Annotated in this window: 17 protein-coding genes and 2 tRNA genes; 10 read left to right on the top strand and 9 right to left on the bottom strand. The window is 68.0% G+C overall.

Annotation, left to right across the window (positions count from 1 at the left end; translation table 11 throughout):
- The first annotated feature begins 51 nt into the window (after nt 1-51).
- The 7 genes from clpP (at nt 52) to LDO27_RS08820 (ending at nt 8,846) form a co-directional block, all read left to right on the top strand.
- Complete coding sequence (gene clpP, locus LDO27_RS08850) at nt 52-702, top strand: ATP-dependent Clp endopeptidase proteolytic subunit ClpP (protein WP_222201157.1); 651 nt, start codon at nt 52-54, stop codon at nt 700-702.
- 240 nt (nt 703-942) lie between these two features.
- The gene (gene clpX / locus LDO27_RS08845; protein ID WP_222201156.1) at nt 943-2,217 is read left to right on the top strand and encodes an ATP-dependent Clp protease ATP-binding subunit ClpX; all 1,275 of its coding nucleotides are present in this window, start codon (nt 943-945) and stop codon (nt 2,215-2,217) included.
- Between the two features lie 244 nt (nt 2,218-2,461).
- Complete coding sequence (gene lon / locus LDO27_RS08840) at nt 2,462-4,876, top strand: endopeptidase La (protein WP_224041217.1); 2,415 nt, start codon at nt 2,462-2,464, stop codon at nt 4,874-4,876.
- A gap of 195 nt (nt 4,877-5,071) precedes the next feature.
- A tRNA-Val gene (locus tag LDO27_RS08835) sits at nt 5,072-5,147 on the top strand.
- Between the two features lie 72 nt (nt 5,148-5,219).
- Nucleotides 5,220-5,296: transfer RNA gene (locus LDO27_RS08830), tRNA-Asp, on the top strand.
- A gap of 138 nt (nt 5,297-5,434) precedes the next feature.
- Nucleotides 5,435-7,372, top strand: coding sequence for a SurA N-terminal domain-containing protein (locus LDO27_RS08825; RefSeq protein WP_224041215.1), 1,938 nt, complete (start codon nt 5,435-5,437; stop codon nt 7,370-7,372).
- Nucleotides 7,373-7,640: 268 nt separating this feature from the next.
- Nucleotides 7,641-8,846: an ankyrin repeat domain-containing protein gene (locus LDO27_RS08820; protein WP_224041213.1), complete on the top strand. Its 1,206-nt coding sequence runs from the start codon at nt 7,641-7,643 to the stop codon at nt 8,844-8,846.
- Nucleotides 8,847-8,901: 55 nt separating this feature from the next.
- On the opposite strand, the gene LDO27_RS08815 is transcribed toward LDO27_RS08820, so the two are convergent.
- Nucleotides 8,902-9,576 carry an arylesterase gene (locus LDO27_RS08815; protein ID WP_290368807.1) on the bottom strand — a complete coding sequence of 225 codons (675 nt, stop codon included), beginning with the start codon at nt 9,574-9,576 and terminating at the stop codon, nt 8,902-8,904.
- On the opposite strand from LDO27_RS08815, the gene LDO27_RS08810 reads away from it, so the two are divergent.
- Entirely contained in the window at nt 9,575-10,273 is a 699-nt protein-coding gene (locus LDO27_RS08810) for an ABC transporter ATP-binding protein (RefSeq protein ID WP_222201151.1), read from the top strand. The genes LDO27_RS08815 and LDO27_RS08810 overlap by 2 nt on opposite strands.
- Before the next feature lie 14 nt (nt 10,274-10,287).
- Here LDO27_RS08810 and pgi read toward each other — a convergent pair whose 3' ends face one another.
- The 8 genes from pgi to LDO27_RS08770 all read right to left on the bottom strand — a co-directional run bounded on the left by pgi (nt 10,288) and on the right by LDO27_RS08770 (nt 20,395).
- Complete coding sequence (gene pgi / locus LDO27_RS08805) at nt 10,288-11,949, bottom strand: glucose-6-phosphate isomerase (protein WP_224041211.1); 1,662 nt, start codon at nt 11,947-11,949, stop codon at nt 10,288-10,290.
- Nucleotides 11,950-12,083: 134 nt separating this feature from the next.
- Nucleotides 12,084-13,040, bottom strand: a complete 957-nt coding sequence (locus tag LDO27_RS08800; RefSeq protein ID WP_224041209.1) for a DMT family transporter — start codon at nt 13,038-13,040, stop codon at nt 12,084-12,086.
- Nucleotides 13,037-14,719 carry an NAD(P)H-hydrate dehydratase gene (locus tag LDO27_RS08795; protein ID WP_224041207.1) on the bottom strand — a complete coding sequence of 561 codons (1,683 nt, stop codon included), beginning with the start codon at nt 14,717-14,719 and terminating at the stop codon, nt 13,037-13,039. The genes LDO27_RS08800 and LDO27_RS08795 overlap by 4 nt, the downstream gene beginning before the upstream one ends.
- Nucleotides 14,716-16,002: a D-amino acid dehydrogenase gene (locus tag LDO27_RS08790; RefSeq protein WP_224041205.1), complete on the bottom strand. Its 1,287-nt coding sequence runs from the start codon at nt 16,000-16,002 to the stop codon at nt 14,716-14,718. Before LDO27_RS08790 ends, LDO27_RS08795 begins: the two co-directional genes overlap by 4 nt.
- Before the next feature lie 22 nt (nt 16,003-16,024).
- On the bottom strand, nt 16,025-17,323 hold the full coding sequence (locus LDO27_RS08785) for a TRAP transporter large permease (protein WP_224041203.1): 1,299 nt from the start codon (nt 17,321-17,323) through the stop codon (nt 16,025-16,027).
- A 16-nt stretch (nt 17,324-17,339) separates the two neighbouring features.
- Nucleotides 17,340-17,852, bottom strand: coding sequence for a TRAP transporter small permease (locus LDO27_RS08780; RefSeq protein WP_222201145.1), 513 nt, complete (start codon nt 17,850-17,852; stop codon nt 17,340-17,342).
- Between the two features lie 102 nt (nt 17,853-17,954).
- Nucleotides 17,955-18,944 (bottom strand): TRAP transporter substrate-binding protein, encoded by a 990-nt coding sequence (locus tag LDO27_RS08775; RefSeq protein ID WP_224041201.1) that lies wholly within the window; start codon nt 18,942-18,944, stop codon nt 17,955-17,957.
- An 86-nt stretch (nt 18,945-19,030) separates the two neighbouring features.
- On the bottom strand, nt 19,031-20,395 hold the full coding sequence (locus LDO27_RS08770; protein WP_224042494.1) for an amidase: 1,365 nt from the start codon (nt 20,393-20,395) through the stop codon (nt 19,031-19,033).
- 370 nt (nt 20,396-20,765) lie between these two features.
- Between LDO27_RS08770 and LDO27_RS08765 the strand changes: the two genes are divergently transcribed.
- The gene (locus LDO27_RS08765) at nt 20,766-21,443 is read left to right on the top strand and encodes a winged helix DNA-binding protein (protein WP_222201143.1); all 678 of its coding nucleotides are present in this window, start codon (nt 20,766-20,768) and stop codon (nt 21,441-21,443) included.
- Nucleotides 21,444-21,520: 77 nt separating this feature from the next.
- Nucleotides 21,521-25,171 (top strand): hydantoinase B/oxoprolinase family protein, encoded by a 3,651-nt coding sequence (locus tag LDO27_RS08760; RefSeq protein ID WP_224041200.1) that lies wholly within the window; start codon nt 21,521-21,523, stop codon nt 25,169-25,171.
- The last annotated feature ends 144 nt before the right edge of the window (nt 25,172-25,315 follow it).

Here is a 25,315-nt window from a genome sequence, read left to right as displayed (position 1 = left end):
GGACCGCTCACCCGGCCCGCCTGCCTCTCATCGAATCCCTGGAGAACCTGCATGACCCGCAATGATTTGCTTGACCGTCTCGCCACCACGCAGGCCTCGGCCCTGGAAACCCAGGGGCTCGGGCTGGTGCCGATGGTGGTCGAGCAGTCCGGTCGGGGCGAGCGCGCCTATGACATCTACTCGCGCCTGCTGAAGGAACGAGTGATCTTCATGGTCGGCGAAGTGAACGACCAGACCGCCAACCTGATCGTGGCGCAGTTGCTGTTCCTGGAGAGCGAGAATCCCGACAAGGACGTGTCGCTCTATATCAATTCGCCGGGTGGTTCGGTGTCGGCCGGCCTCGCGGTCTACGACACCATGCAGTTCATCAAGCCGGATGTGTCGACGCTGTGCATGGGCATGGCCGCCAGCATGGGCGCGTTCCTGCTGGCCGCCGGGTCCAAGGGCAAGCGTTTCGCGCTGCCGAACTCCCGCATCATGATTCACCAGCCGCTGGGCGGTGCCCGTGGCCAGGCTTCCGATATCGAGATCCAGGCCCGCGAGATCCTGTACCTGCGCGAGCGCCTGAACAGCATCCTGTCGGAAGTCACCGGCCAGCCGGTCGAGAAGATTGCCCGCGATACCGATCGCGACAACTTCATGAGCGGCGAACAGGCCGCCGACTATGGCCTGATCGACAAGGTCATTGCCAAGCGCGGCTGATGGCACGGGCCGCTTCCGAGGTGCCTGCACCCTGGGGGCGCTGCCCGCGCAGGTAACGATTCGGCCTCAAACGACCGAGCCTACACCCGAACGAGGCCTCGCGCCTCGTTTTTGCGTTTGCCCCACAGGCGGGGTATCCGCCCGACGCGCCAATGGTTTTGGCGTATGATGCGTTTCAAGCGTATCGCCGTGGCCCTTTCTGTGTCGCGGCACGCACCCTGCTTAATGTGACTGATTCTTATGGCGGATAAAAAAGGTTCATCCAGCGAGAAGCTTCTGTATTGCTCGTTCTGCGGCAAAAGCCAGCACGAGGTGAAGAAGCTTATCGCGGGCCCGTCGGTGTTTATCTGCGACGAGTGTATCGATCTCTGCAACGAGATCATCCGCGACGAGGCTGCGGCATCCGACAAGGACGCGCCGGCGGCCACCAAATCCGACCTGCCGACACCCCAGGAGATCCGGGAAAGCCTGGATCAGTACGTGATCGGCCAGGAGCAGGCCAAGAAGATTCTGGCGGTGGCGGTGTACAACCACTACAAGCGCCTGAAGCATCTGGGCAAGAAGGACGATGTCGAACTCGCCAAGAGCAATATCCTGCTGATCGGCCCGACCGGCTCGGGCAAGACGCTGCTCGCGCAGACGCTGGCCAGGCTGCTCAACGTGCCGTTCGTCATTGCGGACGCGACCACGCTGACCGAAGCCGGCTATGTCGGCGAGGACGTCGAGAACATCATCCAGAAGCTGCTGCAGAACTGCAACTACGAAGTCGAGAAGGCGCAGCGCGGCATCGTCTATATCGATGAGATCGACAAGATCTCCCGCAAGTCGGATAACCCTTCGATCACGAGGGACGTATCGGGCGAGGGCGTGCAGCAGGCGCTGCTGAAGCTGGTGGAAGGCACCATGGCCTCGGTGCCGCCGCAGGGCGGACGCAAGCATCCGAACCAGGACTTCCTGCAGGTCGATACGACGAACATCCTGTTTATCTGCGGTGGCGCGTTCGATGGTCTCGAGAAGGTCATCATGCAGCGCTCCGACAAGACTGGCATTGGTTTTGCAGCCCAGGTGCAAAGCAAGGAAGAGCGCGATGTCAGCGAGGTGCTGCCGCAGACCGAGCCCGAGGACCTGATCAAGTTCGGTCTGATCCCGGAATTGATCGGCCGGCTGCCCGTCGTTGCCACGCTCGCCAAGCTGGACGAGGCCGCGCTGATGCAGATTCTGGTCGAGCCCAAGAACGCGCTGGTCAAGCAATACCAGAAGCTGCTGGCGATGGAAGGGGTGGAGCTGGAAATCCGTCCCGCCGCGCTGTCGGCCATCGCGCGCAAGGCCATCAAGCGCAAGACCGGCGCCCGTGGCCTGCGGTCCATCCTCGAGCAATCGCTGATGGACGTGATGTACGAACTGCCAAACTACAAGGGCGTGCAAAAAGTCGTCATCGACGAGAGCACCATCACCGGTGACGCGCCGCCCTTGCTGATGTACGAGGACCAGCCCAAAGTGGCTGGCTCCAACTGATGCGAACGCCGGCGTAGTTGGCGATTGCCTGCCGGCAGCCAAGTCCCGAGGCCGTTCGCGAGAAGCGAGCGGCTTTTTTTCTTCATTTCGGCCGACGACGGGGAGGAAACGCGGGTATGCTGTTTGCGCAGGGTTTGCAAGTGTCGGCCGAAGCACTGGCCGGCGCAGGAACCGAGGTCATAGGTATCTTGTAATCGGTTCCCGCGGCCCAATTTACGCCTTAAATGACTGACTGGGGAAACTGATGTCTGGAACGCAACTCCTCCCGGCTGAGCCGATTCGCCTCCCGCTGTTGCCCTTGCGCGACGTGGTGGTGTTTCCGCACATGGTGATCCCACTGTTCGTGGGACGTCCGAAGTCCATCAAGGCGCTTGAAACTGCGATGGAGTCGGGCAAAAGCATCATGCTTGTGGCCCAAAAGACGGCGGCTAAGGACGAGCCCACCGCCGACGACCTCTACGAGGTAGGCTGCATCGCCAATATCCTGCAAATGCTGAAGCTGCCCGACGGCACCGTGAAGGTTCTCGTCGAAGGCACGCAGCGCGCGAACATTCGCGAGGTCACCGAGGACGATTCGCACTTCATGTGCGAAGCCGTGCCGGTGCCTCCGGGTCCTGTCGAAAGCGCCGAGACCGAGGCCCTGCGCCGCGCGATCGTGTCGCAGTTCGACCAATACGTAAAGCTGAACAAGAAGATCCCGCCGGAGATCCTGACCTCGCTGTCGGGCATCGACGAGCCTGGGCGCCTGGCGGACACCATCGCCGCGCATCTGCCGATCAAGCTCGAGCAGAAGCAGAAGATCCTGGAGATGGTCAACGTGACCGAGCGCCTGGAAAGCCTGCTGTCGCAGCTGGAAGGCGAGATCGACATCCTGCAGGTGGAAAAGCGCATCCGTGGCCGCGTCAAGCGCCAGATGGAGAAGAGCCAGCGCGAGTACTACCTGAACGAGCAGGTCAAGGCGATCCAGAAGGAACTGGGCGAGGGCGAGGAAGGCGCGGACCTGGAAGAGCTCGACAAGCGCATCAAGGCTGCGCGCATGCCGAAGGAAGCCAAGAAGAAGGCCGAGGCCGAGTTCAAGAAGCTCAAGCTGATGTCGCCGATGTCGGCTGAAGCCACCGTCGTGCGGAACTACATCGACACGCTGGTCGGCCTGCCGTGGCGCAAGAAGAGCAAGGTCAACAATGACCTGGCGAACGCCGAGCGCGTGCTGGACGAAGACCACTATGGTCTGGAGAAGGTCAAGGAACGCATTCTCGAGTACCTCGCGGTGCAACAGCGCGTGGACAAGGTGAAGGCGCCGATCCTGTGCCTGGTCGGACCTCCCGGGGTCGGCAAGACCTCGCTCGGCCAGTCGGTGGCGCGCGCGACGAACCGCAAGTTCGTGCGCATGGCACTGGGTGGCGTGCGGGACGAGGCCGAGATCCGCGGCCACCGCCGGACCTATATCGGTTCGATGCCCGGCAAGATCCTGCAGAGCCTGGCCAAGGTCGGCGTGCGCAATCCGCTCTTCCTGCTCGACGAAATCGACAAGATGGGCATGGATTTCCGCGGCGATCCGTCGTCGGCGCTGCTCGAGGTGCTGGACCCGGAACAGAACCACACGTTCCAGGACCACTACATCGAGGTGGACTTCGATCTGTCCGACGTGATGTTCGTGGCGACGTCGAACTCGCTGAACATTCCGCCGCCGCTGCTCGACCGGATGGAAGTCATCCGGCTGTCCGGCTACACGGAAGAAGAGAAGGTCAACATCACCCAGCGCTACCTGCTGCCCAAGCAGATCCGCAACAACGGTCTGAAGGCAGGGGAGATCGAGGTGACGGAAGCCGCGATCCGCGACATCATCCGCTACTACACCCGCGAGGCCGGTGTGCGCTCGCTGGAGCGGGAAGTGTCGAAGATCGCCCGCAAGGTCGTGAAGCTGCTGCTGCTGAAGAAGGAAACCGGCACCATCACGGTCGACTCGGAAAACCTGGACAAATTCCTGGGCGTGCGCAAGTACGACTTCGGCCTGGCCGGCAAGGAAAACCAGGTGGGCCAGGTGACCGGTCTGGCCTGGACCGAGGTGGGCGGCGATCTGCTGACCATCGAAGCCGCGATCATGCCGGGCAAGGGCAACATCACCCGCACCGGTTCCCTGGGCGACGTGATGAAGGAGTCGGTCGAAGCCGCCCGTTCGGTGGTCCGCTCGCGGGCTCGCCGGCTGGGGATCACGGACGAGATGTTCGAGAAGCGCGACATTCACATCCACGTGCCGGAAGGCGCGACGCCCAAGGACGGTCCGTCCGCGGGTGGCGCGATGACCACGGCGCTGGTGTCGGTGCTGACGGGCATTCCGGTGCGTGCCGATGTGGCCATGACCGGCGAGATCACGCTGCGCGGCGAGGTGCTTCCGATTGGCGGCCTGAAGGAAAAGCTGCTGGCGGCGCACCGTGGTGGCATCAAGCTGGTGCTGATCCCGGAAGAGAACGTCAAGGATCTCGCGGAGATCCCGGACAACGTCAAGAACAGCATCGAGATCGTGCCGGTCCGCTGGATCGACAAGGTGCTGGAACTGGCGCTCGAGCGCAAGCCGGAGCCGCTGCCGGAAGAGGTGGCCAGCCCCGCCGAAGTGGCGGACAAGGGCAAGGCTGCGCAACCCGAGATGATTCATCATTGAGGTCGCTGCGTCCGCAGGCCGGTCGCACAAAACCGCAGGGGTCGCACCCTGCGGTTTTTTTTTTGCGGGTCGCGAATTCGTGCCTTGGCAAACCGACAAAGCCCGTATTACAATCGCGGCCTCGCAACGCAAACGGCAGTAATTTCTCTGATACGTGCGCGGCGATGCAGCCTGCAAGGTGCTGCGATGTCGAGCGGGTGCTTAGCTCAGTTGGTAGAGCGGCGCCCTTACAAGGCGTAGGTCGGGGGTTCGAACCCCTCAGCACCCACCACTCCCCATCGCAACGAACACCCGGGCGCCGCATCGTCGAATGGCCGTATTCCGGCCGAAGCGTGCCGACATCGGAGTGGTAGTTCAGTCGGTTAGAATACCGGCCTGTCACGCCGGGGGTCGCGGGTTCGAGTCCCGTCCACTCCGCCAAATAAAATCGCCTGCGCAAGCAGGCGTTTTTGTTTGCGCTTCCCCCCTCATCCTCACGACCCCGAATTTCGTGCCGGACTGGCCGTGCCTGATAGAATCCGTGGTTTGTCTCCGGACCAATTCTTCTCCCCACCCAGCATGCTTGATTTCGTTCGCAATAACCGGCGCCTGATGCTTCTGATCCTGCTGGTGCTCGTTTTCCCGTCGTTTGTATTCTTCGGCGTGGAAAGCTATTCGCGCTTCATGGACAGCTCGCTCGACGCCGCCAAGGTCGACGGCCGCACCATCACCGTGACCGAAGTGGACAACGTGCTGCGCGACCAGTCCGAGCGCATGCGGCAGGTACTGGGGGCGAGCTACGATCCGCGCCAGTTCGAGGGTCCGCAGGCGCGCCAGGCCGTGCTGGACCAGCTGATCCTGCAACGCGTGGTCGCCGCCGAAGTCGAGCGCGAGCATCTGACGGTGTCCAACGAACGGCTGTACGAGGCCATCAGCAGCATTCCGGCAATCGCGCAGCTGCCGCGCAAGGCGGACGGCGGCATCGACGACAAGGCCTATCTGGAACTGCTGGCCGCGCAGGGCATGACGCCCGAGCAGTTCGATGCGCGCATGCGCTTCGACCTCGCTACCCAGCAACTGGGCCAGGCGGTCGGCGCCACGGCATTCATGCCGAAGTCGCTGCTCGATCGCCTGATCGCCGTGCGCGACCAGCAGCGTGAAGTGCAGGGCCTGGTCATCAAGCCGGCGGACTTCGCCGGCAAGGTCAACGCCGACGAGGCCGCGCTGAAGGCGTACTACGAAAGCCATCAGCGCGACTTCGCCGTGCCCGAGCAGGCCAAGGTCGAATACCTGGTGCTGTCGGGCGACGCCCTTGCCGCGACCACCTCCGTCACGCCGGAAGAACTCAAGTCCTACTACGAAAGCAATATCGCGCGCTTCCGCACCGAGGAGCAGCGCCGTGCCAGCCATATCCTGATCGCCGCGCCCAAGGACGGTCCGGCCGCGGAACGCCAGGCAGCCAAGGACAAGGCGACGAAGCTGCTGGAGGAACTGCGCAAGCAGCCCAACACCTTCGCCGACGTGGCGGGCAAGCAGTCGCAGGATCCGGGCTCGGCGGAGAAGGGCGGCGACCTGGGCTTCATGGGCCGCGGCGCGCTGGTCAAGCCGTTCGAGGACGCGATGTACGCGCTCCAGGATGGCGAGATCAGCAATGTGGTCGAAACCGACTACGGCTATCACATCATCAAGCTGACCGGCATCAAGGCCGCCGAAACGCAGCCGCTCGAGGCCGTGAAGACGGAACTGGAAGCCGAACTGCGCAAACAGCTGGCGGCCAAGAAGTACGCGGAAACGGCGGACGCGTTCGGCAACGTCGTCTACGAGCAGCCCGACAGCCTCAAGCCGGCCGCCGATCGCTTCAAGCTGGTGATCCAGACCGCCGACAACGTGACCCGCCAGCCCAACCCCGCGCTGGGCGCCGGCAATCCGCTGAACAACGAGAAGGTGCTGGCGGCGCTGTTCAGCGACGACTCGCTCAAGAACAAGCGCAACACCGAGGCGGTGCAGGTGGGCCCGAACACGCTGGTGGCGGCGCGCATCGTCGAACATCGTCCGGCCACGGTGCGCAAGTTCGACGAGGTGAAGGACAAGGTGCGCACTGCGTATATCGCCCAGCAGGCCGCGGAGCTTGCCAGGAAGGATGGCGAGGCGCGCCTGGCCGCGCTGAAGCAGAACGCGAACGCCGAGCGGTTCGGCGCGTCGACCACCGTGTCGCGCAGCAAGGCCGATGGCGTCGCGCCGAAGGCCGTGGAGGCCATCATGCGTGCCGACGCGACCAAGCTGCCGGCGATGGTTGGCGTGGACCTCGGCGCCGACGGCTATGCCATCTACCGCATCGCCAAGGTGAGCCAGCCTGCCGCCGCCACCGATGCCGCGCAGCGCCAGGCGGAGCAGCAGCAACTGTCGCAGCTTGCCGGTCAGAGCGAACTGGAGGCCTACTACGAAAGCCTGAAGGACCGGTCGAAGGTCGAGGTCCTGAAGCCTGCCGCCACGCCGGAGCAGGCGCCGGCGGGCTGAACCGCCGCGGCACCATGACGGCGCAAGCGGTACGCGCCGTCCCGTGGCACCCCAGGCGCGGGACTTCGGTCCCGCCCTGGGGTGTTTTTCCATGGCCGCCCGGTTTCTCCCGCGCTCCCATTTCCTACATTGGTGCCATCCGCGTAACAGACACTGAACGATCGGCTCGCTAGGCTGGCCGCCTGCTCCCGCCGCTGGCGCGGCAATAAACGGAACCGATCGCATGCGAATCAGTGGACATCCGCCAACGCCCTCTGCCGGTCAGGGCATGCCGACCAACCCGCTGCCGGCGTTGTCCAGGGCGCTGACCGACCGCGACGAGGACGGCGCGCGCACGCTGCTTGCGCGTGTGCCAAGCCTGGCCCACGCGGTCGATGGAAAGGGCAATGGCGCGTTGCATCTTGCCGTGCATGCCGGCGCCAGCGCCGCCTTCGTGCGCGCGCTGCTGCAAGCCGGAGCCGATCCGCTGCGCGCCAATGGCGATGGCAATACCGCCCTGCATCTCGCGGTCGCGCGGGCCCCCGGTCAGCCGGACACGGTCAGCGCGCTATTGTCCGCCGGCGGCCTCGCGCTCGCGGACCGCGCCGACCGCCAGGGCCGCGGCGCGCTGGAATGCGCGCGCCGCTACGGATCGGCCGCGGTGGTGGACGGATTGATCGCCGACATCCACCTGCTCGAACGTTGCGAGGATTGGGGGCAGGGCCCCAGCGGTCTGCGCTGGGTGGGTTACGCGGAGGCGCTGGATGGCGGCGCCCTGCGCACCCTGACGCATCACGTGATGGAACTGGGCGGGGTCAACGCGGCGGACGGGCGCGGCATGACGGTGCTGATGCGTGCGGCGGAGGCCGGCCGCGCCGACCTGGTGGCGTGGCTGCTGGAGCGGGGCGCCGAGGTCAACGCGATCTGCCACTGCCGGCGCACCGGCATCAAGGTCTCCGCGCTGATGTGCGGGCTTACCAGCGCCGCGGTGACACGGCTGCTGATCGCCTGGGGTGCCGAACCCGCGCAGCCGCACCGTCCGCCCGCGCGCTGGTTCGAGCGGCCGCAGACCGTGCTGCACGTGGCGGCGATGGGCGCGGTGCCGGAGGCGATGGCGGTGGTTCTCGCGGCGCGCCGTCGTCCGGCCTGGCATGACGCCGATCTTGGCGCGGCGTTGCTGGCGGCGCTGCGAAACGGCGCGCCGCAACTCGCCTTTGCGGTCCTGGAGTACAGCGGCAGGCTGGATGCGCGCACGATGCGCGAGGCGATGCCGCTGGCGGTGGCCGCCGGCAGCCGCGAGCTGGTTCACCTGCTGCTCGCGCTGGGCGCCGATGCGTGCGCTGCCGATGCCAATGGCGGCACCGTGCTCGATATCGCGGTGGAGCGCGGCGACGAGCAGATGGCCATGCTGCTGGCCGCGCAGGGAGCCGCGACGAGGCGCACCCACTATCCTGGGGCGCGCCGGCTGTCGCGGGAAAGCTGCCTGGTGCAGTAGGGGCGCTTGGTCGTCCCTACGGACGCCTGCGCCTGCGCGCAACGCGGCAGCTGCGTCAGCCGCGCTTGGCCGCCGGCGTCAGCAGCGGCTTCAGCTGCGGCCACACATTGTCCAGCAGCGTGCGCTGCGCCTCTGCCGTCGGGTGGATGCGGTCCTGCTGGAACCACTCGGGCTTCTCGATGACCTTGTCGAGGAAGAAGGGCACCAGCCGCAGCCGGTATTCTTCGGCCAGCTTGCCGTACAGGCCGTGGAAGCGCTCGGCGTAGTCCTGGCCGTAGTTGGGGGGGATGCGCATGCCCACCAGCAGCACGCGCGCCCTGGCGTCGGTGGCGCTGGTGACGATGCCGCGCAGATTGGTTTCGGTGGTCTTCAGCGGCAGTCCGCGCAGCGCGTCGTTGGCGCCCAGCTCGACCACCACGATGGCGGGACGGTGGCGCTTGAGCAGGTCGGGCAGGCGTGTCTTGCCGCCCACCGTGGTTTCGCCGCTGATGCTCGCATTGACGACGTTATAATCGAGCCGCTCTTCACGCAGGCGCTTTTCCAGCAGCTTGACCCACCCCGCGTCGCGCGCGATGCCGTATTCCGCCGACAGGCTGTCGCCCAGCACCAGGATGGTCTGCGCCGCCTGGGCCGCCGCGGGGAACGCCATGCCGACAATCGCGGTCAATACCAGACCGCGCCAGGCGTTCGCCATTTTCTTCCAGATTCCGCACCGGATACGTTTGCTCATGTCTTCATCCATTCTTGCTGTCGACTCCTTGGGAAAGACCGTGGCCGACGCGACGGGTTCGCTGACGATTCTGCATGACGTCAGCTTTTCCGTCACGCCGGGCGAGACCCTGGCCATCGTCGGCGCATCCGGCTCGGGCAAATCGACGCTGCTGGGCCTGCTCGCGGGCCTGGACCTGCCCTCCACGGGCACCGTATCGCTGCACGGGCACGACATCTTCAAGCTGACCGAGGACCAGCGCGCCGCGCTGCGCGGCAGGCACGTGGGCTTCGTCTTCCAGTCGTTCCAGCTGGTGGGGCACCTGACCGCCATCGAGAACGTGATGCTGCCGCTGGAGCTGCGCGGCGAGACCGACGGGGTGCGCGAGCGCGCCAAGGCCATGCTCGAGCGGGTGGGGCTGGGTGCGCGCCTGTCGCACTATCCCCGCACGCTGTCGGGCGGCGAGCAGCAGCGCGTGGCGCTGGCGCGCGCCTTCGTGGCCCGGCCCGACCTGCTGTTCGCGGACGAGCCCACCGGCAGCCTCGATACGGCCACCGGCGAGGCGGTGATCGAGCTGATGTTCGAACTGAACCGCGATGCCGGCTCGACGCTGGTGCTGGTCACGCATGACCGCTCGGTGGCGGCCCGCTGCGGCCGCATCCTGACCATCGACGCGGGCAAGGTGGCCAGCGACGAGTGGATGGGCGCCGAGGTGTAGTACGGGCGGTCGCTTCAGCCTTGTCCGCCGCCCAGCGCGGCGCGCGCACGGGCGATCAGCGTGCTGGTCGAGGCGTCGTGCGCGGCGCCACCGCCGCCGCGCAGTTCCTGCTCGATCGGCTTGGCCAGCAGCTTGCCGAGTTCGACACCCCACTGGTCGAACGAATTGATATCCCACACCACGCCCTGCACGAACGTGCGGTGCTCGTACAGGGCGATCAGCGCCCCCAGCGCGCGGGCGGTCACGCCTTCCATCAGGATCGTATTGCTGGGTCGATTGCCCTCGAAGCGCAGATGCGGGATGCGGGCCTCGTCGGTGATGCCGGCCGCGCGCACTTCCTCGTCCGTGCGCCCGCGCATCAGGGCCTCGGCCTGGGCGAAGCAGTTGGCCAGCAGCTTGGCGTGATGGCCGGGCAGGCCCCGCGGCGGCGTCAGCGGCGCGACGAAGTCCACCGGCACGATCTGCGAGCCCTGGTGGATCATCTGGAAGTACGCGTGTTGCCCGTTGGTGCCTGCCGTGCCCCATACCACCGGCGACGTATGCGTGCGCACGGGCGAGCCGTCACGCCGCACCGACTTGCCGTTGCTCTCCATTTCCAGCTGCTGCAGGAAGGCAGGGAACAGTTCGAGTGAGGTCGCGTAAGGCGCCATGCAACTGGTCGGCAGGCCGAAGAAGTTGCGATACCAGACGCCGAGCATGCCGAGCACCACGGGCATGTTGCGGTCCAGCGGGGCGGTGCGGAAATGCTCGTCCATGTCCCGGCCGCCGGCCAGCAGCTCGGCGAAGGCCTCGAAGCCCAGCGCCAGCGTGATCGACAGTCCGACCGAGGACCACAACGAGAAGCGCCCGCCGATCCAGTCCCAGAACTCGAACATGTTGGCCGGATCGATGCCGAAGGCGCGCACGGCGTCGAGGTTGGTCGAGACCGCGACGAAATGCCGGGCCAGTTCGGACTCCGGCACGCCACGGTCGAGAAACCACTGCCGCGTGCTGTGCGCGTTGGCCATGGTTTCCAGCGTGGTGAAGGTCTTGGAGCAGACGATGACGAGGGTGCGGTCGGGATCGAGCCCGGCCAGCGTTTCCGCCAGCTCGGTGCCGTCCACGTTCGACACGAAATGCACGCGGGGCGCCGTGCCCCCGGCGGTGGCGGCCGTGGGCAGGTGGGCCAGCGCGCGGCACACCATGCGCGGACCCAGGTCGGAGCCGCCGATGCCCAGGTTGACCACATCGGTGATGGTCTTGCCGCTATGGCCTGTCCATTCGCCCCCGCGCACGCGCTGCGAGAACTCGCGCATGCGCGCCAGCACATCGTGCACGCCGGGCATGACGGGCTTGCCGTCGACCTGGAAGCCGGCATCCGGCGCCGCGCGCAGCGCCACGTGGAGTACGGCGCGGTCTTCCGTGGCGTTGATATGCTCGCCGGCGAACATGGCCTCGCGGCGTCGCTGCAGGCCGGCTTCCTCGGCGAGGCGCACCAGCAGGTCCATGGTCTGCGCCGTAATGCGGTTCTTGGAGTAATCGAGTACGAGGCCCGCGGCCTCGAGGGTAAAGCGGGCCGCGCGGGCGCTGCCGGTATCGGGGCCGCCCTCCTGGGCGAACCAGTCGCGCAGATGCTGATCGCGGATCGCGCTGTGGTGTTGCTGCAGGGTGTGCCAGGCGTGGAGATCAGTGGGCATGCGCTGTCGGGTAGGTCTCAGTCGTGCCGCGGCCTTGCGCCGCGTTGGCTAACCATCGTCGCGCTAGTATAGCCCGGCACTTTAGGCTGTCTCTATCGGATGGACGCCGACATTGGGTTGCTTTGCGGCCGCGCCTACGGAGCGCGCCGGAATGCGCGCGCTACCGCACGCATCACCGACTCGCCGCCCGCCACGCAGACCCCGCCCACGCAGATCACGGCAATGCCGAGCGCGGTGGTCCAGTCGGGCAGCTGCCCGAAGGCCAGATAGCCGACGGTGGTGGCCGAGATGATCTGCAGGTACAGGAATGGACTGAGGAACGAGGCATCCGCGTACTGGAAGGCGCGGATCACGAAGTAGTGGCCCACGGAGCCGGTGATGCCCGCCGACAGCAGCAGCGCGCATTGCAGGGCAGTGGGCATTGCCTCGAACCAGAAGAACGGCACCAGCAGCGTGGTCAGGCACGCGCCGGTGATGCCGCTCTGGATCAGCGTGGTCATCGGCGCATCGTGGGCCGCCACGCGCCGCGTCAGCATCTGCAGCAGCGCGAACAGCAGCGCCGATGTCAGGCCAAGCCCCACGCCCAGCGGCGTGAGCTGCCCGCCCGGGCGCACCACCACCAGCATGCCGGCGAAGCCGATCAGCACGCCGCCCCAGCGGCTCAGCCGCGCGTGGGCGTTGGGCCGCTCGCCGAGCAGCCAGGGCGACAGCGCCACGACGAACAGCGGGGCGCAGAAGTTCAGCGCGGTGGCCTGCGCCAGCGGCATCAGCTTGAGCACCGAGAAGAACACCAGCGTGGACAGCAGCATCAGGCCGCCGCGCAGCCATTGCAGGCCGGGGAGGGCGGGGCGGCTCTGCGCCTTGAAGCGGGTCGGTCCGAGCAGCAGGAAGATCGCCACCACGTGGCCGAGATAGCGGATCCAGGCCACCGCCACCACGGGCAGGCCCTGCTGGGTCAGCGTCTTGCCGGTGGCGTCGAGCAGGGTCAGGATCCACTGGCCCAGCACCAGCAGGCCGATGCCGGTGAGCAGGTCGCGGCGCGTCGGCCCGGCGGCCAGTGCGGTCGGAACAGGAGTGGCCGGCGGCTTCATGTCTGCAAGTCGCCTCGCATCAGCGCGTTGAGGATGGCCCGCGCCGGCAGATAGAGTTCGCTGGCCGTCAGTCCCGCCGGGCCGGTGCCCGCCTGCACCAGGTGCTCGGCGGCGCGGCCATGGATCCATACCGCCGCGCGTGCCGCGGCCGATGGCGGCATGCCCTGAGCCAGCAGGGCGCCGATCATGCCGGCGAGCACATCCCCGGTGCCCGCCGTGGCGAGGCCGGCGTTGCCGGTGGGATTGATCCAGAGGCCGGGCGGGGGCTCGGCATGGCCCGATGCCGGACCCGATGCCGGGGGCTCCGCAATGACGGTGCCCGATCCTTTCAGCACGACCACGGCCCGCCATCTGGCCGCGAGCGCACGCGCGGCCGCCAGCCGGTCGCGCTGGATCTCGCCCACGCCGCAGCCCGCAAGGCGCGCCGCTTCGAGCGGATGCGGCGTCAGCACGATCGGCACGCCGGCATCGCGGGCGGCCTGCGCGAGCACGGCGTCGGCGGCAAGCAGGTTCAGCGCGTCGGCATCGAACACCAGCGCGGGCGCGCTGTTGCCCTGCGCGGTCAGCCCGGCAATGGTGCGAAGCAGGGCGGCCAGCCGGGCCGCGCTGTCCGGCCCGGTGCCCATGCCGGGCCCGGCCACCAGCGCCGACATGGCGCCGACATCGAGGTCGTCCAGCGGGCGCAGCATCAGTTCGGGATGCACGGCGTCGAGCAGCGGCGCCGGCTGCGCGAGGAAGGCGACATGGACGCGGCCCGCGCCGAGATGGAGGGCGGCCCGCGCGCCGAGCAGCGGTGCCCCGGCCATGCCGGCGCTGCCGCCGACCACGGCCAGCGAGCCGTGGGTGCCCTTGTGCGCGGCGTGGTGCCGGTAGGGCAGGTCCGCGATAAAGTCGCCGGCCCCGCTGACCCGCGCCGGGGCGGGCTCGCGCGGCGGATAGTCGAGCCCGAGCGGGGCGATATCGACGGTGCCCGCGCAATCACGGCCGTCCCGCGTGAGCAGGCCCGGCTTGGCGGCGAGGAATGTCAGCGTGCGCACCGCGCGGACCGCGGGCGCGCCGGCCCCGGTGTCCGCGAACAGTCCGCTTGGAATGTCGAGCGCAAAGACCGGCAGCCCTTTCGCCGCCAGCCCGGCGAGATGGCCGATCCAGTCCCCGAGGATGCCGCTGGCGGGGCGATTCAGGCCAATGCCCAGCAGGCCATCCACCACGGCCGCGTATTCCCAGGCAAGGCTCGCTGGCGGCTCGCTGTCGGCCACCACGCGCAGCGGCACGCCGGCCGCGACGGCATCGCGCCAGGCGCGCGCCGCGTCCGCGGGCAGGCGGTCGGGCTGTCCGCCAACCAGCCACACCTGTACCGTGCGTCCGGCACGATGCATCAGCGTGGCTGCCACGACCGCGTCGCCGCCGTTGTTGCCGGGACCGGCCACGAACAGCAGCGGGCCGGCGGGGGCATGGCGCGCCAGCCAGTCGGCCGCCGCGGCGCCCGCGCGCGACATCAGCGTGAAGGCGGGCAGGCTGGCGAGCGCGGCGGCTTCGATGCGCCGGATCGTGGCGACGTCATACAGTGGGATGGCGGCGCGGCTTGCCGCGTCGAGCGGCAGCCAGCCGGTCGGGGGGATGGTCGGGAAGGCGGTGGCGGTGTCCGCGGCATGGGGCGTTTGCCCCGGGGAACTGGTCATAGACGAGGGCCGAGCCCATAGCGGGCCGGCGTCAGTCCTTCCATGTCGATCTCGGGCCCGCTGCCGGACCCGATGCCAGCCGCGATCTGCGCGGCACAGATCCGGCCCGATCCGCACGACATGGCCCAGCCGGTGGACCCGTGTCCAAGGTTCAGATAGAGACCGGAGATCGCGGTGGGTCCGATCAGAGGCGGACCGTCGGGCAGCATCGGGCGCGCGCCGGCCCACAGCGACGCCTCATTGTAGTTGCCGGCCGCCGGAAACCAGTCGCGTCCGACCTTGAGCAAGGTGTTGACGGCGGCGCGGCGCAGGTCGAGCTTGCGCGAGCCCAACTCGGCGGTGCCGGCGATGCGCATCCGGTTGCCCATGCGGGTGATGGCCACCTTGTAGCTCTCGTCCATCAACGCCGCCAGCGGCGCCTGCAGTTCGTCGCGGACCTGCACCGTCGCGGAATAGCCCTTGACGGGGTAGAGCGGAATGCGCAGGCCCAGCGGCCGCAGCAGCGCGGCGCTGGCCACGCCGGCGGCCACCACGACCCGTTCGGCGTCGAGCTTGCTGCGCGTGCCGTTGCGGTCGAGTTCGACCGTCAGTCCTGCCGCCGCCGGTGCGATGCGCGTGACGGTCGCGTCCATCACGAAGCGCACGCCCGCGGCTTCCGCCAGCTGCCGCAGCTTGCGCGTGAAGGTGGGGCAGTTGCCCGACTCGTCCTCGGGCAGGTGCAGGCCGCCGGCCAGCGGAGTATCCGTGGCCAGGCCCGGTTCGATGCGGCGGCACACGTCCGCATCGACCAGCCGGTGCGGCACGTTGTTTTCCTTGAGCAGCGCCAGCGCGGGCTGCGCCATGTCGAGGTCGCGCTGGGTGCGGAACAGCTGCAGATAGCCCTGCGATTGCTCGTACTCGATGCCGAGCCGGTCGCGCAGTTCGTGCAGGCAGGCGCGGCTGTAGAAGGCCACCCGCTGCATGCGCAGCTTGTTGACGCGATACCGGTCGAGCCGGCACTCGCCGAGCCAGCGCGCGATCCAGCGCCACATGGCCGGATCGGCGCTGGGCCGGAACAGCACCGGAGATTCCGCGGCGAACAGGTTGCGCAGCACCTTGCCCGGCATGCCGGGGGCGGCCCAGGGCGTGACATAGCCGGGCGCGATCACGCCCGCGTTGCCGAAGCTCGATTCCTGCGCGGGCGTGCTGCGCCGGTCGACGACCGTGACCTCGAAGCCGGCCTCGCGCAGATACCAGGCCGAGCAGACGCCGATCACGCCGGCGCCGATGACGATCACGTGCATCGCATTCTCGCCATGTGCCGCCTCACATCTTCATCTGCGCGGGCAGATAGGTGACCAGGCCCGGGAACGCCCAGATGAGCATGACCGCCACCACCATCAGCACGAAGAACGGAAAGGCCGCCTTCGCGATATAGCTGATGTTGTACTTGGTCATGCCCTGCAGCACGAACAGGTTGAAGCCCACCGGCGGCGTGATCTGCGCCATCTCCACCACCAGCACGACGAAGATGCCGAACCACAGCAGGTCGATGCCGACGGCCTGGATGGTCGGCAGCAGCACCGACATGGTCAGCACCACCATCGAGATGCCGTCGAGGAAGCAGCCGAGGATGATGAAGAAGATCATCAGCGCGATGATCAGCATGAACGGCGAGAGCTGCAGGCTGATGATCCATTCGGCCAGATGGCGCGGCAGGCCGATAAAGCCCATCGCCAGCGTCAGGAACGCCGAGCCGGCCAGGATCAGCGCGATCATGCAGTACAGGCGCGTCGCCGACATCAGCGAATCGCGGAACGCCGCCCACGACAGCGTGCGCTGGCAGGCCGCCAGGATCAGCGCGCCGACCACGCCGAGCGCGGCGGCCTCGGTGGCAGTGGCGATGCCGGCGTAGATGGAGCCCAGCACGGCGCCGATCAGCAGCATCACCGGGATCAGATGGCGCGATTCGCTCAGCTTTTCGCGCAGCGTCAGGCGGCCCTCGGGCACCGGGATCGCATCGCGGTTCCGCATGCCCCAGAACACCACGTAGCCCATGAAGAGGCCGGCGAGCAGGATGCCCGGCAGCACGCCGCCGATGAACAGCTTGCCGATGGAGACGTCGGCGGTCACGCCGTAGACAATCATGATGATGGACGGCGGGATCAGCAGTCCCAGCGTGCCGGCGCCGGCCAGCGAGCCGATCGCCATTTCGTCGGGATAGCCGCGCTTGCGCAGCTCGGGCAGCGAGATCTTGCCGATCGTCGCGCAGGTCGCGGCGCTGGAGCCCGACACCGCGGCGAAGATGGTGCAGCCGATCACGTTCACATGCACCAGCCGGCCGGGCAGGCCCTGGAGCCACGGCGCCAGGCCCCGGAACATGCCTTCGGACAGCCTGGATTTGAGCAGGATCTCTCCCATCCAGATAAACAGCGGCAGGGCTGTCAGCGTCCAGCTCGACAGCGAGCCCCAGACAGTCAGCGCCAGCGAATCGCCGCCCACCTTGTTGGTGAACAGCTCCATTGCCACCAGGGCCACGCCCAGGATGGCGATCCCGATCCATACGCCCGCGCCGAGGATGGCGAAGATGGCGACGATCAGGAACAACGTAATCCACAAGTCCATGTGCTGGCTCCAGGCGCTATTCGGTACGGGCCATCTCGTCGGTCTCCTCGCGCGCCAGGCGGCGGGTGCGGACGACGTAGACGAATTCCTCGGCAAACGCGACGAACAGGCCGAACAGCCCGATCGCCATCGACAGCTGCGGAATCCACAATGGCGTGGCGTCGGTGTTCTGCGAAATATCGTGGAAGGTGTAGGAGCCGTAGACCAGCTTGGCGGAGTAGTACGCGAAGTACCCGGTCAGGAAGGTCGCCACCGCCAGGCAGAAGATCTCCACGTAGACGCGGCTCTTGCCGGTCAGGCGCTGCAGGAACAGCGTCACGCGGATATGGTCCCCCTGGCGCAGGGTGGCGGCCAGTGCGAGGAACGACCCCGCGGCCATGAAATAACCTGCGTACGCGTCCGCGCCGTCGATCTGGAAGTTGGCGAAGCGCCCGACGATGATGGCGATCTCGATCGCCAGCGTCAGGCAGATGAACACGGCGGCCAGCACGGCAAGCCCCTGATACAACCACTGGAAGCGTGAAATCATGGTGCTAGGAATAGGAGCGGGCCCGCGGGCGGGCCCGGGGGCACGGCGGCGCGCGGCCACCGTGCCGGAAGCGCGGCGCCTCGCGGGCCGCTGGTCGGTCGCTTACTTGCGGTAGGCGGCGATGATTTCCTTGCCGTCGGCGCCGGCCTTCTTTTCCCATTCGGCCAGCAGCTCGTCGCCAACCTTCTTCATGTCGGCCTGCAGCTGCGCGCTGGGCTTGACCACCGTCATCTTGTTCTTGGCCAGCGTATCGAGCGACTGCTGCGTGTATTCGCGCATGCGCTGCCAGCCGCGCGTCTCGGCGTCCTTGGCCGCCTTGACCACGGCGTCCTGCGTCGCCTTGTCCAGCTTCTCGAACTCGCGCTTGTTGACGATCAGCATGTTCTTGGGCAGCCACGCGTCCACGGTGTGGAAGTGCGTCAGGCTTTCCCACACCTTGCTGTCGACGCCGGTCGCGCCCGAGGACATGAAGCTGTCCACCACGCCGGTCGACAGGGCCTGCGACAGCTCGGCGGCCTGGATGGTCATCGGCTGCGCGCCGACGGCCTGGGCGATCTTCGTGGTGGCCGGGTTATAGGCGCGCCATTTCAGGCCCTTCATGTCGGCGCCCGACTTGAGCTCCTTCTTGGCGTAGATGCCCTGCGGCGGCCATGCCACCGCGTACAGCAGCTTGATGCCCTGGCGGTCGAGCAGGCGCTCCAGCACCGGGCGCTGCGCTTGCCACAGCTTCTGCGAGGCATCGAACCCGGTCGCGAGGAACGGCACGGCATCCACGCCGAACAGCGCGTTCTCGTTTTCCAGCAGCGACATCAGCACCTCGCCCATCTGGGCCTGGTCGCTCTGCACGGCGCGCTTGATCTCGTTGGCCTTGAACAGCGAGCCGTTCGGATGCAGCGTGATGACCAGCTTGCCCTGCGTGGCCGTGCCGACGTCCTTGGCGAACTGGTCCAGGTTGATCGTGTGGGGGTTGTTGGACGGATATCCGGTGGGCAGATCCCACTTGACCTGTGCGTGCGCCAGTGGCGCCAGCGCGAAGGCCGAGGCCATCAGGCCGCCGAGCAAAGCCGATTTCAGCATTCCCTTCCGTTGCATCTCATTCTCCCGTCGTCGTTACTGTCTTTGGCCCGTGCGGACCTGGTGCTTCGTCTGCGGATCGCGCCGATGGGCGGGTTCGCCCGTCAACGCTTCACGATGGCTTCCAATGCAATTGCCGTGCCCAGCACCTGCGCGTCGCGCATGGCGCCGTGCGAGAGCATCAGGCCGACCGGCAGCTCACCGGGCTGGTGGCACGGCAGCGAAATCGAGCAGCCATCGAGGAAATTGAAGATCGAGGTATTGCGCAGCAGCAGCGTGTTGGTGCGCAGGAACAGGTCGTCGTCCGCCAGCAGCGGGGCGATGGCCGGGGCCACCATCGGCACGGTGGGGCAGGCCACGGCGTCGAAGCCGGCGATGCGGGCCTCCACGCGGGCGATCCACGCGGCGCGCGCCCGCACCAGGTCGATATAGTCGGCCGCGCTCATCGCCGCGCCGCGCTCGATGCGGCGGGCCACGCGCGGATCGTACAGATCGCGGCGCGCGGGCAGCGTGTGGCGGTGGATGGCGTAGGCCTCGGAGGCGGTGAGGCCGCCGGCGGCATTGATCGCGGGCAGTTCGTCCAGCTCCGGCACATCGATCTGCTCGATGCGAACGCCGGCGGCCGACAGGCGGCCGAGCGCGAGATCGAACGCACGCGCCACGTTGTCGTCCACCTCGTCCAGCACGGCCTGGCGCGGCACCGCGAGGCGCAGCGCGCCGGCCGGCTTGACCACCGGCACCACCGGCGCATCGGCGATCACGGCGTCGACCAGCACGCAGTCGGCCACCGAACGCGCCATCGCGCAGGCGGTGTCGAGCGAGTAGGACAGCGGAAAGGCGCCGGCCAGCGGCACGCGCCGCGCGGTCGGCTTGAAGCCGGTCAGCCCGCACAGCGCCGCCGGAATGCGGATCGAGCCGCCGGTGTCGCTGCCCAGCGCGGCCACCGACAGCCCCAGCGCGACGGAGGCCGCGGCGCCGGACGACGAGCCGCCGCAGATGCGCTGCACCTGCGTATCGGCCGGATTGACCGGCGTGCCGAAATGCGGGTTGATGCCGACGCCGGAGAACGCGAATTCGGTCATGTTGGTGCGGCCCACCAGCGCGGCGCCGCTCGCGCGCAGCCGCGCCACGACGGGAGCGTCGGCGGCGGCGGGCGCCGCGTCGTCACGCACCGGCGAGGCCGCGCGCGTGGTTTCGCCGGCGACGTCGTACAGGTCCTTGATCGACACCGGCAGCCCGGCAAGCGGATGCAGCGGCTTGCCGGCGCTTGCCGCCGCATCCGCCGCGCGGGCGGTGGCGCCGGCCGTGTCGAAGCTCGTCCCGAGAAAGACCGATGCCGCGCTGCCCTGCGCCGCCGCGTCCGCGATGCGCGCGATCAGCTCGGCGCGGGACGCGGCGACGCGTGTCGCGCCGGCGGGCGACGAACCGGGGCGCAGCGTCTCGTTCAGGGATTCGATATCGGGCAGCATGGACATGGGCGTCGTTCAGGGCGAGGAATGCGGGACCGCCAGTGGTTTCGGGGCGAACGCGTTGGAAGGCATACGCATGGGCGCGGCGGTGGCCGGATCGAGTCTAGCCAGCCGATGCCGCGGTCGCAACGGTGAAAGCCCTGCATCCTGGCAAGGGGGCATGCCCCGCCGCAGTGCGGCCACGGCGCTTCATGCGCGTAATTCGTGCAGATTTCACCGAAAGCTCCCCCGGTTAATAGGTGTAATTATTGGGTGTTCATGCTCATAATTTGTTTATAAACTGTCAAGCTAAATCTATCGCCGGCGGATACGGGGAACTACCTAGTTGCCTGTCGCGATGCCCACCGGATGACCAACCAGGAGTGTTGCCATGGCCCGCAAGCCCGCGACGGACGTCGCGTCTTCCCTCGCCGCCCGCGCGCCCGGCGCCCGTACCGCGGCGCGGCCCGAGCGCACGGCCGGTAGCGCCGTCGACGAGCACGGCGCGGCCAACGCCGCCGATGCCGGCGGTGCGGGCAGGGCGGGCGGTGGCCCGTCCCGCGGCACGGGTCCCAGCATCGTCTCGTCGGCGCACCTGGTGTCCGAGCGTAGCCCGGAACTGTCGGAGTTCGAGTTCGGCCTGAACACGGCCTACAACGCCTACAGCCGCTGGGTGGTGCGTTGCATGGGCGCGGCCGGCGTGCGCGACCTGACCTTCCTCGACGTGCTGGTGCTGCACCACGTCAACCACCGTGGCCGCGCCAAGCGGCTCGCGGACATCTGCTTCGTACTCAATGTCGAGGACACCCACCTGGTCACCTACTCGCTGAAGAAGCTGCAGGGCCTCGGGCTGGTGGAAGGCGAGCGGGTCGGCAAGGAAGCCACCTACGCGACCACGCCGGCAGGTACCGATGCCTGCGCGCGCTATCGCGAGATCCGCGAGCAGTGCCTGACCAACAATTTCACCGCGGGCAGCGCGGAGAACCTGGAGATCGGCGAGCTGGCACGGCTGTTGCGCGTGCTGACCGGTCTCTACGAGCAGGCCGCGCGCTCGGCCACGTCGCTGTAGCGCCCGCGCAGCAACACCCGAACCGCCCCAACCGCCCCCGACCGCCCCAAACCGCAATTTCCCCGCAAGGAGTGCCAGTGTCGTCGTCGCCGTCATCCCGCACCGCCGTTCCCTTCGATTCCCGCCGCTGGCAGTTCTGGATCGACCGGGGCGGCACCTTCACCGATATCGTCGGGCTGCGGCCGGACGGCACGGTCGCGACGCACAAGCTGCTGTCGGAGAATCCCGAGCAATACGCGGACGCGGCGGTGGCGGGCATCCGCCATCTGCTGGGCCTCGCGGCGGGCGAACCGGTGACGCCGGCGCAGGTCGAGGTGGTGAAGATGGGAACCACCGTCGCCACCAATGCGCTGCTCGAACGCAAGGGCGAGCCCACCGCGCTGTTCACCACGCGGGGCTTTCGCGATGCGCTGCGCATCGCCTACCAGAACCGCCCGCGGCTGTTCGACCTGAATATCGTGCTGCCCGAACTGTTGTACCGCGAGGTGGTGGAGGTCGACGAGCGCGTCGGCGCGCACGGCGATGTCGTGCAGCCGCTGGACGAAGCGGCCCTGCGCGCGCAGATGCGGCAGGTGTTCGACAGCGGCATCCGCGCGGTGGCCATCGTGTTCCTGCACGGCTACCGCTACACCGCGCACGAGGCCGCCGCGGCGCGCATCGCCCGCGAGACGGGCTTCGCCCAGGTATCGGTGTCGCACGAGGTCTCGCCGCTGATGAAGCTGGTTTCGCGCGGCGATACCACGGTGGTCGATGCCTACCTCTCGCCCATCCTGCGGCGCTATGTCGAGCAGGTGGCGCGCGAGATGCCCGGCGTCAACCTCCAGTTCATGCAAAGCAGCGGGGGCCTCACGGACGCCCACCGCTTCCAGGGCAAGGACGCGATCCTGTCCGGCCCGGCCGGCGGCATCGTCGGCATGGTGCGCTCGTCGCAGCGCGCCGGCTTCGGCCGCATCATCGGCTTCGACATGGGGGGCACGTCGACCGATGTGTCTCACTTCAACGGCAGCCATCCGAACGACTTCGAGCGCGTGTTCGAAACCAGCGTGGCCGGCGTGCGCATGCGCGCGCCGATGATGAGCATCCATACGGTGGCCGCGGGCGGCGGCTCCATCCTCCATTTCGACGGCAGCCGCTATCGCGTGGGGCCGGACTCGGCCGGCGCGAACCCCGGGCCTGCCAGCTATCGGCGCGGCGGCCCGCTGGCGGTGACCGACTGCAACGTGATGCTGGGCAAGATCCAGCCGCGCCATTTCCCCGCGGTGTTCGGCCCGCGCGCGGATGCGACGCTGGACTACGACGCGGTGGCGCAGCGCTTCGCCGCGCTGGCCGACGATATCGCGGCGGCCACGGGCGACCGGCGCAGCCCGGAGCAGGTGGCCGAGGGCTTCATCGAGATCGCGGTCGGCAACATGGCCAATGCCATCAAGCAGATCTCGGTGCAGCGCGGCCACGACGTGACGGGCTACACGCTTACCACGTTCGGCGGCGCGGGCGGCCAGCACGCCTGCCTGGTGGCCGATGCACTGGGCATGCAGACCGTGTTCGTGCATCCGCTCGCCGGCGTGCTGTCGGCCTACGGCATGGGGCTGGCCGACCGCACCGCGATGCGCGAGCGCGCCATCGAGGCGCGGCTGGACGACGCGGCAGTGGCGGCGCTCGCCGGCCACCTGGACGAACTGTGCGCCGAGGCCCGCAACGAGCTGCTGGAGCAGGGCGAGGACGAGCGCCGCATCGAACTGATCCGCCGCGTGCACCTGCGCTACGAGGGCACCGATTCGGCGCTGATCGTGCCGTTCGGCACGCTGGATGCGATGCGCGGCGCATTCGAGGCGGCCTATCGCCAGCGCTATGCCTTCCTGATGCCCGGCAAGCCGCTGGTGGCCGAGGCCGTCTCGGTGGAGGCGGTGGGCGTGGCGCAGGCGCCCGAGGAAAAGCCGGAAGCGCTGCCCCCACGCGTGGGCGGGCCGATCGCGACCGAGCAGGTCCGCATGTTCAGCGGCGGCCAGTGGCACGATACCGGGCTCTATCGCCGCGACGCGCTGCGCCCGGGCGACCGGCTGATGGGGCCGGCGATCATCGCCGAGCAGAACGCCACCACCGTGGTCGAGCCCGGCTGGCAGGCCGAACTGACCGAGCGCGACCATCTGCTGCTCACGCGCGCGGTGCCGCGTCCGCAGCGCCGCGCGCTGGGCACGCAGGCCGATCCGGTGATGCTCGAAGTCTTCAACAACCTGTTCATGTCCATCGCCGAGCAGATGGGCCTGCGGCTGCAGAACACCGCGTACTCGGTCAATATCAAGGAGCGGCTGGACTTCTCCTGCGCCATCTTCGATGCCGACGGCAACCTGATCGCCAACGCGCCCCACATGCCGGTGCACCTCGGTTCGATGGGCGAGAGCATCAAGACCGTGATCGCGCGCAATGCCGGCCGGATGAAGGACGGGGACGTGTTCGTGCTGAACGACCCTTACAACGGCGGCACGCACCTTCCCGATGTGACGGTGATCACGCCGGTGTTCGACGAGGCCGGGCGCGAGGTGCTGTTCTATGTCGGCTCGCGCGGCCACCATGCGGATATCGGCGGCATCACGCCGGGCTCGATGCCACCGGACTCGACGGTGGTCGAGGAGGAGGGCGTGCTGATCGACAACTTCCGCCTCGTCGACGGCGGCGTGCTGGACGACGCCGGCATGCGGGCGCTACTGGCGGGCGCGCGCTATCCCGCCCGCAACGCCGACCAGAACATGGCCGACCTGCGCGCGCAGGTGGCGGCGAACGCCAAGGGCGTGGAGGAGCTGCGCAAGATGGTGGCGCAGTTCGGGCTGGACGTCGTGCGCGCCTATATGGGCCATGTGCAGGACAACGCCGAGGAAGCCGTGCGGCGGGTGATCACCGCGCTGAAGGACGGCGAATACCGCTATCCGCTGGATAACGGCGCGCACATCGTGGTGCGCGTCACGGTGGACCGCGAGCGCCGCGAAGCGGTGGTCGACTTCACCGGCACCTCGGCGCAGCTGCCCAACAACTTCAACGCGCCGCGCGCGGTGTGCATGGCGGCGGTGCTGTACGTCTTCCGCACGCTGGTCAACGAGGACATTCCGCTGAACGCGGGCTGCCTGAAGCCGCTGAAGGTCATCATTCCCGAAGGGTCGATGCTCAATCCGCGCTATCCGGCCTCGGTGGTGTCGGGCAACGTGGAAACGTCGAGCTGCATCACGAACGCGCTGTACGGCGCGCTGGGCGTGGTCGCGGCCAGCCAGGGCACGATGAACAACTTCACGTTCGGCAACGAGCGCTACCAGTACTACGAGACCATCTCGGGCGGCAGCGGGGCGGGCAATGGCTTCGATGGCTGCGATGTGGTGCAGACCAATATGACCAATTCCCGGCTCACCGATCCCGAAGTGCTGGAATGGCGCTTTCCGGTACGGCTGGACAGCTACGAGATCCGGCCGGGCTCGGGCGGGGCGGGGCGCTGGCGCGGCGGCAACGGAGGCATTCGCAAGGTGCGCTTCCTGGAGCCGATGACGGCGTCGATCCTGTCGAACAACCGGGTACATGCGCCGTTCGGCATGGCCGGCGGCGAGCCGGGCGAGCGGGGACGCAATCTGGTGGTGCGGGCGGATGGGCGGGTCGAGGCCCTGGACCATGTGGCCCGCACGGAGATGGCGGTGGATGACGTGTTCGTCATCGAGACGCCCGGCGGCGGCGGGTATGGGGAAGGGTGATGTCTTGGTGGGTTGAGGGGGTCGGCCCTTGGGGGCGGTCACCCTCACCCCCGCCCCTCTCCCGCGCGCGGGAGAGGGGAGAACACCGTCGGGACTCCAAGCGCTGAGGGTTTGCTCCCCCTATCCCGCCAGCGGCAGAGGGGC

The sequence above is a fragment of the Cupriavidus respiraculi genome (genome assembly GCF_914271545.1).
Classification (GTDB): domain Bacteria; phylum Pseudomonadota; class Gammaproteobacteria; order Burkholderiales; family Burkholderiaceae; genus Cupriavidus; species Cupriavidus respiraculi.
Note: the sequence above shows the minus strand (reverse complement) of the source record. Positions and strands in the feature narration are given on the sequence as shown.